Consider the following 14,621-nt stretch of genomic DNA (forward strand, 5'->3'; position numbering starts at 1 on the left):
ATCCTAATATTTTAGGTTAATGGTTTGAGGGGAGAAATGAACATCAAATTAGGGATAAATAAGGATAAATAATAGAAAAATCCCGCTCTTAAAAACTATTAGGCTAGCAAAAATATTGATATAATAAATGAATAAGCAAAAATAGTGGGGGGCTAGACTATGTATATTTCTTCTGTCGAGATTCACAATTTTCGTAGTTTAAAGAATGTGTCAGTGAAACTAAATGAAATGAATATTCTAATCGGACCTAACAACGCAGGAAAGACATCATTTTTCGAGGCAATTAATTATGCTATTGGGTGGAATATATCAAAAACACCCAATGAAGATGATTTCTTTGTTGCGGATAGTAGAACCTTTGATCCGAAAAATACAGAGTCTATAGAAGTAATCTTGGAATTCCGTGAAGGATTTAATGAAAGTGAACGTTACTCCGAGGAAATTGAAACTGACTTTGAAGGGATCATTCAATATGACGAGGATGCAGTTAAGGACGGAGAAGAGCCTATCAAGTTTATTAGGTTGAAATATACATGTGAATATTCAAAAGAAAAAAATAAATTTCTAGAGACAAGAATTTTCCTTAATCAAAATAATGAAGAAATTTCAGGTAAAGATACAGCAGTTAGGAAGGCAATTCATTTATCCTATTTTCCATTTTTTTATTTAGAAACATTAAGAAATATAAAGAGTGAGTTAAGACATTCTGGATCTTTTTGGGGAAAAATAAAAAAATCCATTGATTATTCTTCCAAAGAAGCCGAAATCACTGAACTAATCCAAAAATTAGAAAATCTATTATTCCAAGGTGAAGATAAATTGGCAGAAGTAGTACAACGGTTGAAGGAAATAGAGCAAAGCATAAAAATTAGTGAGGAGCCAGACAATATTTCACTGAAGGCTGTTTCAACAAGGTCTTGGGAACTTCTTGATGGGCTGACTTTTTATTTAAAGACAGCCGACTCCAATATCTCATTACCAATTGAAAAACATGGTATGGGAACTCAAAACATTGCTATCTTTACGATATTTAATGCATATTTAGATATTTTATTACCGCGGATAATTGAGAACGAAGAAGTAACACCGATTGTAGGGATTGAAGAGCCAGAAGCACACGTATACCCGCATTCTCAGAGAGCTATTTTCGATCAAATAACTAAAATAAGGGGACAAAAAATAATAAGTACCCACTCCCCTTATATTGTCGATCAAGCTAGTATTAATGATTTTCTTTTATTTCGAGTGATAGATGGCGAAACTAAAATTAATAAAATACCAAAATATAAAAATCGACTAAAGTTTGGATTACCTGCTAAGGCTTATGAGGCAAATGCATACCTACAAAAAACGGAATTACATGACCTAAAAAGGCAAATCCAATTTAAAAATACAGAGTTATTATTTTCCTCTTTATTTTTAATGTGTGAAGGAGATAGTGAAAAGATATTTTTTGAAATGATAGCAGAAAAGTATGTTGGTATTTCTTTAGGTCGATTAAGTGTATCAGTAATTTCGTGTGAGGGGAAAAAATATGGTGAATTTTTAAAAATAGTAAAACCTGAGGCATTTAACTTACCTTGGTTAATTTTTTCAGATGGTGAAGACGATACACAAGAAGCAGTTAAAAGCACCGTATTAAATAATGGATATAGCGAGGATCATTTAGAAAAGAATGTTTTGTTTTTACCGAGTGGTATGGATTTCGAGGCGTATTCTATAAGAACATTTGGGATAGATGTATATAAAGAAATTATTAACCAAAAATGTGGTGAAAAAGCACTTGAAAAATATAAGAGTCAAAATAATGATTATCAATCAATGCCAGAGGAAGAACTGATTAATAAGTTTATTGATAGTAGAGGTAAACCATTATTTGGGGAGTATTTAGCAGAGTATTTATTAAACAATGAATTAGAATTACCTTCCGAAATAAACGAACTATTTAGACGAATAAAGGACCGTTTAAATATTGGAGGTGAAGCATGATGGAAACTATCACTGGAAATTTAAATAATCAACAGAGGGAAGCTGTTTTTGATGAAAGTGGTCCGCTATTAATTATAGCAGGACCGGGTTCTGGAAAAACTACAATATTGACTAGACGTATAGCTAGGATCTTGTCAGATTCAACAGGAGAGAAATTTAAAATCTTAGCCTTAACTTTTACTACAAAGGCAGCAAATGAGATGAAGGAACGTGTGGAGCAATTAGCTGGAGATGAAGTTAATCGTTTGCTAATCAGTACCTTTCACGGGTTTTGTTTTGACGTCTTAAGAAAGTATGGCAGTTATATTGGATTAAATAACGAATTTACAATTTATGACCAATCTTCCGAAACGAATGATTACGTGGAAATTTTAATCGATGCTGTCAATGAGGAAATTATGCAAAATAACCCAACAACTTGTAAACTTCTTTCGAGTTATTCAGAAAGTAGCACTTTGCGGAATAGTGCTCCCAAATTATTAAATGCAATTTCTAAACTGAAAAATCAATTAAAAGGTCCGGAAGATATACCAATTAATAGCAGGAAATTTGATCCATCATTCAAATTAATTTATAAGCTGTATAATGAAAAACTTCGAGTAAGTAATGCAATTGATTATGGTGATTTACTCTATTTGACATATCGTTTATTCAAGGAAAAGCCATTCATATCAAAACAATATCGTCGTATATTCAAACATCTACTTATTGATGAGGCGCAAGACACAAACAAGGCACAATTCGAATTGGTTAGATCATTTTGCGGGAGTGACTATCGTAATATTTTTATAGTTGCTGATGAAGATCAGTTGATATATGAATGGAATGATGCTAAGTTTGAATATTTACTTGAGTTTGTAAAGATATATGAAGCAAAGACTATCCAGATGTTTGAAAACTACCGTTGTCCTGAACCAGTTTTGAATATGGCAAATCGACTTATCAAACTTAATGTAAATCGACTTGCTATTAAGAGGGACCTTAAGGCAAATAAATCAACAAGTGAATCTGTCGTAGAATTAAATGAATACAAGTTTCCAGAAGACGAAAGTGAAGATGTAACAGTTAAAATAAAACAATTAAATGAATATAATAACACTTGTATTATAGCTCGAAACCGCTTTGTTCTAAAGCAAATGGAAATGGATATGAAGGAAAAAGGCATTCCTTATAACTATCCAAGTACTAGTGAAAGGTTTTTATCAAGGGAAGCAAAAATTGTTATAGCGTTGTTACAGGCCGTATTTAATGAGGATGACAAGGTGCATATAAATTTGCTATGCGACTACTTTGGGAAAGACATAAATGAAATTCTGTCGTTAAATGACCAAACTCTTTTTCGGCAGTTCTTAAATTATGTACAAGAAGAGAATGAAACACTAGTAAGATATTTACTTGAGTTGTTAAATAAGAAAGCTTACTTTCTTGATGGTATTGAAAGATTATTTGAAGAATTAACAGACTTGAATCTTAATGAGGATACAGATGATGAGGTAAATAGTACAATATTTGATGACTTTAAGCAACTCCAAACGATAATAAGACGTTACAAAAAAGACAGAGACACCGATGAAAGAAGTATTGGAGATTTTTTGAGTTATTTAGCCTTATCTCCTAAGGGGAACCAAATTCAGAGTGGTGTCACGCTGTTAACTGGTCATGCTGCAAAAGGATTGGAATTTGATCATGTTTTCATAGTTTCTGTAAATCAAGGGATTTTTCCTGATTTTCGATCCATAGAGAATCAACGAGCCCTTGAAGAAGAACGAAGAAACTTTTTTGTAGCTATTACGAGGACAAAGAAAAAATTGTATCTAAGTTATACATTAAATAAGAAGACAAGATTTGGATATATCCAACAAAAGCCTTCACAATTTTTGCAGGAGATTGGTTTACTGGATTAGAAATAAATTAATTATGTATTTTTAAATTTAATAAATGAAAGTTAACAAACATAACTGTATGCTGGAGAGAAAAAAGGTCCTATACGCTGTCAACTCTAAGTATATTTTCAGGGTGAGGTGATTCCGTGAGAGAGGTAGTTGGAACGTGTAGCGTTTGTCAGCAAGACGTCTATTGTGAGAATGGCTTTTTTAATGGAATTCATGAGAATGACAAAATTATTTGCTTTAAGTGTTCAGATAGGGAAGACGAACAGGATTAATCATTGGAGGGAACATAGATGAAAAAGAAAAAAGAGATCGTAGCAACCTATTCCATTGTTGGATTTGACCCGGAAACAGGAGAATTGGGAGTAGCTGTTCAGTCAAAATTTATCGGAGTTGGATCTGTGGTACCTTGGGCTAAAGCTGGTGTTGGTGCTGTAGCTACACAAGCTTTTGCGAATCCAGCATACGGACCTGATGGTTTAAAGCTTATGGAGGAAGGAAAAACGCCAGCTGAGGCGATTGAAATCCTAACAAGTACAGACAAGGATAAGGAAGAAAGACAAGTAGGAATGGTAGATGCGAAAGGAAATGCTGCCACGTTTACTGGGTCTAACTGCTATGACTGGGCGGGAGGCGTTTCCGGTGAAAACTTTGCAGCGCAAGGAAATATTTTAGTTAACAAAGAAACCGTAACGGACATGGCCGAAGCCTTTCAAAAGACGAAGGGAAGCTTAGCTGAAAGACTTTTATCTGGACTGTCTGCTGCACAAAATGCCGGTGGAGACAGTAGAGGAAAACAATCTTCTGCCATTTATATCGTGAAAGAAAAAGGTGGATATGGTGGGCTAAATGATGTGTTTATTGATTTACGTGTAGATGACCACCCAGAGCCGATTAAAGAATTGATTCGTCTTTACAACCTTCAACAGCTCTATTTCGGAGAAACGAAAGAAGAAAACATTCAATCCGTCGAAGGTGAGGTTCGTGAGCGACTTGTTCAGGGACTAGTGAAGTGGGGCTATTTAAACAGTATGGATGTAGAGGATACTGAACTTTTTGACGTGTTTACAAGGTTCCTACATACGGAGAATTTTGAAGAAAGAGAATTAGAACAAGGTAAGCTTGATTTAGAAGTACTACAGTTTATCGAATCAAAATAGTAGAGAACGAGGCTGGGACAAAATGTTTTGGTCAGATTAAAATCCGAATCATGGTTCGAAAGTTAGACTTCGAATCAGTTTGGATTTTTCTTTTTTGATGCTTTTTAGGATATTGGTGCTAATTTTCCATAAACTGCGACATAAGTGGTGAAGTTATATGCCGGCGCTTCGGCAGAACACTCCGCTTTCCACGGGCACGGCCTCAGTCTCCTCAGAAGAAACCCACTTCCTTGAAAAAGAAATCCGCTTTTTCTGCGTGCGATGTGTATTTATAGGAGCTTTCCTTGTCCTGCGGGGCTTTCACCTCGTGCTGTTCCCGTAGGACAAGGAAGGCTTCGGCAGCATTACATCGCACGAAGAAAATGGATTTTTATTTTCGAGGAGTCTCCGTATTCTGCCTACGCTAAACTTTCTAATTTGGTAAACTTTATAGCCGGAAGCAGCTAATTAATCCTCTAAATAATTGGAAACCCTATTCAAAAATTATAAGTCTGATAACTATGAAAAGCTATCTTAATAAGATTTCACTTACTTATAATATTATTAAAAGTTACTTTATACCTCGGAACTTTATTTGTCAGCTACTTACGGCATGTTGATTGGAGTGGAGGGAATCGACTCCTCGAAAATAAAGCCCAATTTTCTTCGTGCGATGTCTATTCTAAGAAGATTTCCTTGTCCTGTGGGAACAGCACGAGTTGAAGACCCCGAAAGATGCACCTGCGTCTTCTAGTAACGCTTAGAAGTAAGCTTCCTCGGTGCAAGGCAGCAAGGATGATTATTCTATGTAGTAGCCTGGCTGAGACCGTGCCCGCGGAAGGCGATTACCCGCAACGGAAATCAGCATCGTACACACACCGAGCAGTCACTTAACCTATGGTTTTGTAGTAACTTTTACTATTTCGTTACGTCGCATTTTCTATCAAATATGAATGAATATCCAACCGTTGATAAATTTATTCTAAGCATCATATCCTGTAATCGTTTGTCCTAGTCTCTTAACTTATAGAAACACTTTTCATCTCTACCACGCATATTCTATATCATGATTGACGCATTTTCACGGTCAATGTGAAGGAGGATGCAATGTGGTGGACTTAACGTTATCGCATTTTCTATATGGAATCTTTACCTTAGTAATCATCTTAACGATGGCCTTTCGAAAAGGTGTCGTTTTGCCAACCTTATTAGGTACGTTTATCGTAGCTTGGGTATATCAGGGAAGTTTGATTGAAGGGTTCACAGCTATTTTTAATGCTAACTTAGTTGCAGCTAAAGAGCTTTTTAGTATCTTTTTAATCATTACATTTATGGTTGCGTTATTACATTCACTGCGAGACTTAGGGGCAGATAAAAGGATGATTGAACCGATTCAAAAGGTGATGATCAATGGTCATGTTGCTTATTTCGTATTAATTGTTGTGACTTATGTTATCTCCTTGTTCTTCTGGCCGACTCCAGCTGTTCCGCTCATTTGCGCATTGTTAGTTCCAGCTGCAGTTCGGGCTGGTTTACCAGTTTTAGTAGCGGGAATGGCAATTGCTCTAGCTGGTCAAGGAATGGCGTTATCATCAGACTATATTATGCAAGTCGCACCAGGATTATCTGCTAAAGCAGCAGGAATTGAAACGGCTGCTATGATTGATAAAGCATTAATCCTTTCCCTTATAACAGGAGGAGTTGCGATTCTGCTCGTTTACTTCGTAAATCGAAAACATATAAGATCTAAGCTTGATCCACAAATTGAAAAGGAGATAGAAGGATTACAAGGGCTTTCCGATTCAAATGATAAAAGCAGCCCTGCCCAACATCTATCTTTATGGAGCAAGGTGTTTGCCATTTTAGTTCCGTTATCGATGCTAGTGGTCATGATTTTTATGATTTCCACTAAGTTAAATTCTGGAAGGATGAGTGGGTTTGAAGGGGGAGACGGTGCCGCCTTTATTGGAGGGGTAGCCGTTGTGTTATTGCTTCTCTCAACGATTGCTTTTGGGAAACACCGTGCTTTGGATTATATATCTGATCACATTACGGACGGTTTCGTATTTGCCTTTAAGGCAATGGGACCTGTTATTCCGATAGCCGGTTTCTTCTTTCTGGGAAGCTCGGACTTTTCTGGGAGTATTCTTTCTTTGGCAGAGGGGGAGAAACCAGCCTTCTTGTTCGATTTAGTGAAGGCGAGTCAGGAATACTTGCCACAAAACGAATACCTGGCAGCGTTTAGTATTCTTTTAGTTGGAATTATAACAGGACTTGACGGTTCTGGTTTTTCTGGCTTACCTTTAACAGGCGCATTAGCCTCGGCCTTATCAACAAGCGATATCGCTCCGTCTACACTAGCAGCTATAGGACAAATGGGAACCATTTGGACTGGTGGAGGTACTATTGTAGCATGGTCTTCGCTAATCGCAATTGCAGGCTTTTGTAACATTCCTGTCATGGAGCTTGTCCGAAAGAACTTTATTCCGGTTATGCTCGGTCTTCTCGCGTCAACAGGATTAGCACTTGTCCTATTTTAGAAAAGTAAAAAACTAGAGCCTCATCTCAAGGCTCTAGTTTTATTTGGCTATTGCAATTAACATAAAGCGATGTTGTTGGATATCTAAATATCCATCCTGCTGAATTTGATCATGAACACGAGATAGCTTCTCCTCATAATCCTTTATTTTGAAACCAGGGATTTGCCAAGGAATAGCTTTTAAGTAATACAACAGTGCGCCGATGTCATAAAATCGTTGTTTAGGAAAGTACTCACTCTTATGAACAATTTCAAAACCTGCATTCTCTAGTTCATTGATAGCATAGTCTAAGTTCCAATGGCTATATTCTGGATTGATTGGAGCGCCTAAACACGTATTGATGTCATTACAATCCAGACCTCCGACCTGTTGAGTAACAAAGATACCTTTTGGTCGAAGGATACGCTTTAGTTCAGGTACGGAGTAGGATTCGTGTTTATTCGTTATAAAGTCAAATAAGTTAGACTCAAAGGGAAGGGTGTCATCGTCTTGAATGGCATATACTTTTACTCCTAATGGCTCGAGTCGATTCTTTGCAATGGGAACATTCGGTTCGTAACCTTCTGTTGCATAGATTTGAGCTGGAAAAGGACGCAAAGACGATAATAATTCGCCCCCACCAGTTCCCATATCTAACATGGAAGTGGCTTGTTGCATATAAGGGAGTACAATACTTCCATAAGACCAGGGCAGTAACTCCGTCTGTACTCGACCTGTCTCTGAAATATAAGAAAAGTCCCAACCGGAAAAAGGCTGATTAAATTCCTCTACATAAAAGGAAAAAGGTATGGATTTTATCATTTTACATTCCTCCATTTCTTTGATTAGTCACGTCAAAGGTTCTATGGAGGAGCTCGTGAGCGTTGTTATGGTTCATATGGATTATGAAACAAATAGTTTCCTCCTCATTGGATCTGTTTTTACTAGTGTAACATAAGAAAGGAGAAGTCCGTTTAACTATGGTCCAGCTTTGCAAATATGGTACGATTAACAACAAAAGATAAGAGGGGGAGTTTCTATGAGGGCGTATGTTCACCAGGGTACTGAACTTGCTGTGAAGGATATAAACGAACCTACTGTAGGAGATCATGATGTGAAAGTAATGCTGAAAGTAGCAGGACTAAACCATCGTGATTTGAACATTCCGAAGAGAAGAGGAGATCAACCTGAACCTCTAGTATTAGGGTCAGATGGAGCTGGAGTAGTCACGGATGTCGGAAAGAACGTTACTAGTGTAACAGTTGGCGATGAGGTTTTGATTAATCCTGGTGTTGGTTGGAAAGAAAAAAGTGACGCACCACCTGTAGGCTTCGAAATTGTGGGGATGCCCGATCATGGGACTTTTGCTGAGTATTATGTGTGTAAAGAAGATGGCGTATTACCAAAGCCAGGGCATTTAACGTGGGAGGAAGCTGGTGTTTTATCATTAGCAGGATTGACTGGCTATAGGGCATTGTTTACGAAAGCACAGTTGAAAGAGGGAGACACCGTATTTATTCCAGGTGCAGGTAGTGGTGTGGTGACTTTAATGATTCAATTCGCAAAGGCAATTGGTGCAAAAGTCATTGTTACATCTAGAAGTAAAGTGAAATTAGAAAAAGCACGTAATCTCGGAGCGGATATAACCTTAGATACGAATGGTAATTGGAATGAGGAACTAAAAGGGCAAACGATTGATGTAGTGGTTGAAAGTGTTGGAAAAGCGACTTTTAATCGATCTTTAGACGTATTGAAAAAAGGTGGAAGGATCGTAACTTTCGGCGCAACGACAGAAGATGAAGTGACGATAAATATTCGGAATTTCTTCTATGGACAATACCAACTCTTTGGAACAACGATGGGGAGCCACAAAGAACTCTCCGAAATGCTAGCCTTTACTGAAACACATCAAATACATCCGGTCGTCAGCCAAGTGTTTACATTAGATGAGACAGACAAAGCGTTCGCTTATTTATCTGACGCTAGTCAGTTTGGAAAGATCGGTTTACGAATATCCTAATAGGGAAAAACCTTTGGTCATGATTGGATCAAAGGTTTTACTTTTTCTATCAGTTTCCTTTACCGACTTGTGTTAAAGGAAATACTTGAGGTCTGATGCAATCTTTAGAGGATACAAAACCTGTTCCGATTTCATTTTAAAAGCCAGACTGGAAAAGCCTACTTTGAGGCTTTTCACACTAGCTAAACATTGGTGTGCTTGAGATTAATTCTACCCATTTACCCTTTCGGCTTAAATAAAATAGCTCCTATCATACCAAATACAATGGCGGATGTTATACCAGCACTCGTAATCTGGAACATACCTGTTAATACACCGATAATCCCGTGCTGTTCCGCCGCTTCCATCGCGCCATGGACTAAAGAGTTTCCAAAACTTGTGATTGGTACCGTAGCGCCTGCCCCTGCAAAATCGATAAGGGGTTCGTACCAACCGAAAGCATCCATCAATCCCCCGAAGACTACAAGTGTACATAACGTATGTCCAGGAGTTAACTTAAATACATCAAACATAATCTGGCCGATCACACAAAACAGCCCACCGACTATGAATGCCCATAAAAAAGTCATTTGTCATCCTCCTTTCTAATGTTCAATGGACACGGCGTGTGCAATGCACGGAATGGATTCTTTTTGTTGAGCGGACATAGGAGAAAGCAGCGCCCCTGTTGCTACAACGAGAATTTTCTTTAAATCGCCGTCCTTCAGTCGATTCACAAAATGGCCATAGGTTGCGACAGCTGAGCAGGCTGCTCCGCTGCCACCTGCTTGTACAGATTGTTCTTCTTTATAAATCGTTAAACCACAGTCTACAAAGGAATTGGGATCTATATTGGTTCCGTTTTTCTCAAATAGTCCAAGTGCAATATCTCGACCAATATGAGCTAAATCTCCTGTTATAATGAGATCATAGTAAGAAGCATCTATCCCTCGATCCGCTAAATGCGTTTCAATCGTATCTACAGCTGCTGGCGCCATGGCGCCGCCCATGTTCATTGGATCAGTTAGTCCTTGGTCTACCACTTTTCCGATGGTTGCGGAGGTTACCTTCGGACCATCTCCCTTTTGACTCAACAATGCAGCACCTCCGCCTGTAACGGTCCACTGAGAAGTGGGAGGTTTTTGGGCACCATATTCTGTTGGATACCGAAACTGTTTCTCAACTGCAGCATTGTGACTGGAGGCACCTGTTAGCACGTAATTAGCAGCCTGACTATTAATCATAAGAGCACTTAATGCCAAGCCTTCCATAGAAGTGGAGCAAGCACCGAACAAACCAAAGTAAGGAATTCCTAACGTGCGTGCTGCAAAACTAGTCGGTGTTATCTGGTTGATTAAATCTCCACCAAGAAAGAATTGAACGTCCTCTTTTGAAACACCTGCCTTATCAAGTGCTGTTTGACTAGCCTTCTCCAGCAAGACTTTATGTGCTTTTTCAAAAGAATCTTGATTCATCCAAAGATCATCATATAAGTAATCAAAGTCGTCTTTTATATTCCCATTCGCTTCAAATGGTCCCCCAACAGCACCTGTTGATATGATCACAGGCTTATTATCAAAGGTCCATGTGCTTTGTCCTGTTAACATTAAATAACCCCCCATTGGATGAGCAGAGTTTTAACGAGAGCTATGATGAATGCAGAAAATACCCCAACAAGGATGACGGAACCAGCTAATTTGAACATATTTCCGCCTACCCCTAGAACAAATCCTTCTGTTCGATGTTCAATGGCAGCAGAAATAACGGAGTTACCAAATCCTGATACTGGCACAGCTGAACCCGCTCCTGCAAACTGTGCGATTCGATCATATACTCCGAAACCTGTGAGGAGCATCGTTATAAAAATGATGGTTGCAACCGTCGGATTTCCTACATTTTGTTCTGTGAATTTGAAGAAATGTATATAGAAGGTGGAGATGAGTTGTCCAATAAAACAAATGGTTCCACCTACTAAAAAAGCTTTCATACAATTTTGCACGACTGGTCGTGGAATTTCTTTTTGTTTAGCAAATGATTGATATTGCTGTTGATTTAGTGATGTTTTTTGTTTTTTCTTATTAGACATACTGTAAACCCCTCTTGTTATGCTTCATCGTTCAATAAGTCTTGAATCGTTTTAAAATCTTTCTTTAATTCATCCTCATTCATATCTTTGTTTTGAATTTCCTTTTCTAGTTGATCTAGCTCTATAAATATTTTTTCATCCGAGGAAACGAATATTTTTTTTTCGGGAAAAGCCTTCTCCAACTTATTTTTCAATTCATCTTCTAATTTCGTCTCTCTAAATGAATCAAATTGTTTTACTTTAAAGGCCAACAAAACTTTTTCAGATGTATTAATTCCTCTTACCGCAGTGACCTCTTCGTTTTCCAGAATAGTCTTCTTAGCTTGAGTGGCAATGGACTGACTTACTGGTGCATCCTTATTCGTAACTTTTGTGAAATCTATATTAGTCCCTTGGGATTGGATGCGATTATCTTCTTGTTGATTACAGCCAACCAACGTAAGGCTTAAAAGAGCTATGGCCAACAAATGTTTCATTTTTATCACCATCTATTTTGTAGTTTCATGAAGTTTATTTCCTTTGATAGCTTTTGCTAGCTGAAAAAACTTTATGCTACTTTAGAATTTCCAAAAAGATACAAAAAACAAATCAAAAATTTTCGTTTTTGGGAAAAAATATGAAACTTTTTCCAGTGTTTATTCGTCTATAAAGTAAAGTTATTATAAAGATGTATCTACATATAAAAACAATATTCGATTTTTTTTACTTCACTGCAATAGTTGTAATGAAAACTTAATCGTTCTAACAGCTTTGTTCTAAAAAGTACAGCCGGAAAATGATTTGGACGGAGGAACGATATAGAAAGAAGTAAACCTCGTCATAATTGCTTTCTAGATCAGGTTGGAAAGGAGAGGGCATCCCTTTGATTCGAAAGAGGATAATTATAATAAGCATCATTGTAGTAGGATTGATTACATTTATCGGAATAAGTCAAATTACCAATGCCAAGTTGGTCGAACCAGTAAAAGTTTCCAAGCAAGTAGAAGATTTTGTATTGCATGTTCGAATTGAGCAAAATGAAAAGGGCTTTCAAGTATTACGTGCTTTAGAATACAAAGGAGAAGCAGAAGTTGAAATCCTTCATCGAACCCCTTTAATTTCTATTTCCATTGACCGAAATGATCATGATTTTACAGGTAGTCCTGTAAGTAGGAAGATGGATCCTGGGGACAAATATGCCCGGGACCCAAAATACTTTGAACCACTTGAAGAGGGAACCCACACCATTTTCATCCATGGGCAATTTTACGTGAACGATGAATTAATCAATATAGAGGAAAAACGGGAGATTACTTTTAAATAGGTTGGCGAAAATCTACCCTTCTTATGAAAAAACAGCTATGGAAAATCATAGCTGTTTTAATTTTATCTCTTATTAAAGCCTTTTGACTGGACGAAAGGGGTAACATCGGTGCGAATAGGGCTAGATAGCTTACGAATCATTTGATTAGACCATTCATCCAATCTTTTATTAGCGGGACGATTTTTGTAATAATCTTTAACCTCGTCATCAAATTGTTCTATCACATTGGTAAGAGAGGAGGCATCTGTGTATTTATTCTTAAAATAGTAGGCTTCCATAGGGAATCTTGGTTTTAGCTGTGGGTCATGGTTTGGTTCACCAACCGCGAGGCCAAACAGCGGAATAACATGTTTAGGTAGTTCCAGTAATCGGTCCACTTTTTCAATGTTATTGCGTAGACTCCCGATAAATACAGCTCCTAATCCAATTGCCTCAGCAGCCAGACAAGCGTTTTGTGCAGCTAATGCCGCATCAATAGTAGAAACTAAAAAGTGCTCTGTGTTCTCTAAATTTTCTTCTATTAGCTGTTTTTCCTCTGGCGATGATAGGTGGCTTACTTTATTTAAATCAGCACAGAATACGAATAGATGTCCGTTTTGTTCCACATAAGGCTGACCAGATACTTGAGCCAACTGTGTCTTGATGTCCAAATCATCCACTCCAATGATAGAATAGGCCATCATAAAGCTGGAAGTAGATGCTCGGCTAGCAGCCTCCACTATGACGCTTATCTCTTCTTCTGATAATGGACGATCCTTAAATTTACGGATGGAGCGATGTCCAAGTATGGTTTGAATAGTCTCGTTCATGAAATCATCTCCATTTTTAGTTGTTTAGGTTAATTTCAATTTGTTTTACCGGTTTTTCAGACTGAAACCAACCTTCTGTTGATGGATTTTCTAGTTGAGTGAAGTCCGCTAACGAAAGCTTAATTCTCTCATTATCAACCCATGAGGCTTGTTGGATTGGCAAAGTATAATCTAACGGATAGTCTTCAGACTCTATGGGTACAGGTTTCCATTCCTGTAAATCAAACACCATCACTTTATGTGTAGAAATCTGTTTTTCTTTTTTTGACTCTTGCCGTTCAAATAAAAGCATCATCATCGTCTTTTCCGGGGATATGGATGATTGTTTGAACTTGGCCATGTCTGTTAATAGAAAAGAACGTCCTTCCTCAGACTGATCTAGAAGCATGTAAGAGCATCGATTTTCGTAGCAAGAAAACTCCAACAAGTAATAAGGTTGCATTTCTGGAACTTCCATTTTCATCAGCTCCATTTGTTGGATCGCCTGCTGCTTATCTTCTAATCCTTGTAAATATTGGTCTAGTATCGGTACATAATCAAGGTTTATGGTAACTTGTTCATTAGGAATGGTGAATTCTAAGTACATTTTTTTCTCTTCATCCGAATTCTCCGTTCTTTCTTCTAATACAGGCTCTTCATTAACAGTCGATCCTGTTGCAATCGTTTCTTTTGTTACGGCAGCTTCCTCCTTATCGGAAGAACAAGCAGTGAGTAAAACAATAAAAAATATAAAAACGAAAACGATGAATCGTTTCAATACAACATCCCCTGTCCTGAAACCGTTATTGGTTTTGTTTTGGTTTACCAGGAATTATAAAATTTTCCTGGTGTGAATAACATACTACAATAGCCACGTCCAGCTCCAGCGCCCAGCAACTTGCGAGACTT

13 protein-coding genes are annotated in these 14,621 nt (G+C 37.7%); 6 read left to right on the forward strand and 7 right to left on the reverse strand.

Annotation, left to right across the window (positions count from 1 at the left end):
- The first annotated feature begins 159 nt into the window (after nt 1-159).
- The 4 genes from KO561_RS07890 (at nt 160) to KO561_RS07905 (ending at nt 7,557) form a co-directional block, all read left to right on the forward strand.
- Nucleotides 160-1,989 (forward strand): ATP-dependent nuclease, encoded by a 1,830-nt coding sequence (locus tag KO561_RS07890; protein ID WP_231096565.1) that lies wholly within the window; start codon nt 160-162, stop codon nt 1,987-1,989.
- Complete coding sequence (locus KO561_RS07895; protein ID WP_231096566.1) at nt 1,986-3,893, forward strand: ATP-dependent helicase; 1,908 nt, start codon at nt 1,986-1,988, stop codon at nt 3,891-3,893. Before KO561_RS07890 ends, KO561_RS07895 begins: the two co-directional genes overlap by 4 nt.
- A gap of 278 nt (nt 3,894-4,171) precedes the next feature.
- The gene (locus tag KO561_RS07900; protein WP_231096567.1) at nt 4,172-5,038 is read left to right on the forward strand and encodes a DUF1028 domain-containing protein; all 867 of its coding nucleotides are present in this window, start codon (nt 4,172-4,174) and stop codon (nt 5,036-5,038) included.
- A 1,091-nt stretch (nt 5,039-6,129) separates the two neighbouring features.
- Nucleotides 6,130-7,557, forward strand: a complete 1,428-nt coding sequence (locus KO561_RS07905) for a hypothetical protein (protein ID WP_231097073.1) — start codon at nt 6,130-6,132, stop codon at nt 7,555-7,557.
- Nucleotides 7,558-7,596: 39 nt separating this feature from the next.
- Here KO561_RS07905 and KO561_RS07910 read toward each other — a convergent pair whose 3' ends face one another.
- Nucleotides 7,597-8,358 carry a class I SAM-dependent methyltransferase gene (locus tag KO561_RS07910; RefSeq protein WP_231096568.1) on the reverse strand — a complete coding sequence of 254 codons (762 nt, stop codon included), beginning with the start codon at nt 8,356-8,358 and terminating at the stop codon, nt 7,597-7,599.
- A 217-nt stretch (nt 8,359-8,575) separates the two neighbouring features.
- On the opposite strand from KO561_RS07910, the gene KO561_RS07915 reads away from it, so the two are divergent.
- Complete coding sequence (locus tag KO561_RS07915; RefSeq protein ID WP_231096569.1) at nt 8,576-9,556, forward strand: zinc-binding dehydrogenase; 981 nt, start codon at nt 8,576-8,578, stop codon at nt 9,554-9,556.
- Nucleotides 9,557-9,774: 218 nt separating this feature from the next.
- Here KO561_RS07915 and spoVAE read toward each other — a convergent pair whose 3' ends face one another.
- The 4 genes from spoVAE to KO561_RS07935 are packed head-to-tail and all read right to left on the reverse strand — an operon-like array spanning nt 9,775 to nt 12,097.
- The gene (gene spoVAE / locus KO561_RS07920) at nt 9,775-10,125 is read right to left on the reverse strand and encodes a stage V sporulation protein AE (protein ID WP_231096570.1); all 351 of its coding nucleotides are present in this window, start codon (nt 10,123-10,125) and stop codon (nt 9,775-9,777) included.
- Nucleotides 10,126-10,140: 15 nt separating this feature from the next.
- A complete protein-coding gene (gene spoVAD, locus KO561_RS07925) occupies nt 10,141-11,142 on the reverse strand; it encodes a stage V sporulation protein AD (RefSeq protein ID WP_231096571.1) in 1,002 nt (333 codons plus the stop codon).
- A complete protein-coding gene (spoVAC, locus tag KO561_RS07930; protein ID WP_231096572.1) occupies nt 11,142-11,621 on the reverse strand; it encodes a stage V sporulation protein AC in 480 nt (159 codons plus the stop codon). The genes spoVAD and spoVAC overlap by 1 nt, the downstream gene beginning before the upstream one ends.
- A gap of 17 nt (nt 11,622-11,638) precedes the next feature.
- Nucleotides 11,639-12,097: a YhcN/YlaJ family sporulation lipoprotein gene (locus tag KO561_RS07935; RefSeq protein WP_231096573.1), complete on the reverse strand. Its 459-nt coding sequence runs from the start codon at nt 12,095-12,097 to the stop codon at nt 11,639-11,641.
- A 386-nt stretch (nt 12,098-12,483) separates the two neighbouring features.
- Here KO561_RS07935 and KO561_RS07940 point away from each other — a divergent pair, with 386 nt between their 5' ends.
- Nucleotides 12,484-12,924 carry a hypothetical protein gene (locus KO561_RS07940; RefSeq protein WP_231096574.1) on the forward strand — a complete coding sequence of 147 codons (441 nt, stop codon included), beginning with the start codon at nt 12,484-12,486 and terminating at the stop codon, nt 12,922-12,924.
- Nucleotides 12,925-12,986: 62 nt separating this feature from the next.
- Here KO561_RS07940 and nfsA read toward each other — a convergent pair whose 3' ends face one another.
- On the reverse strand, nt 12,987-13,733 hold the full coding sequence (nfsA, locus tag KO561_RS07945; protein ID WP_231096575.1) for an oxygen-insensitive NADPH nitroreductase: 747 nt from the start codon (nt 13,731-13,733) through the stop codon (nt 12,987-12,989).
- Nucleotides 13,734-13,749: 16 nt separating this feature from the next.
- A complete protein-coding gene (locus KO561_RS07950) occupies nt 13,750-14,490 on the reverse strand; it encodes a hypothetical protein (protein ID WP_231096576.1) in 741 nt (246 codons plus the stop codon).
- Nucleotides 14,491-14,621: the final 131 nt, after the last annotated feature.

Origin of the sequence: Radiobacillus kanasensis (genome assembly GCF_021049245.1) — a bacterium.
Classification (GTDB): Bacteria; Bacillota; Bacilli; order Bacillales; family Amphibacillaceae; genus Radiobacillus; species Radiobacillus kanasensis.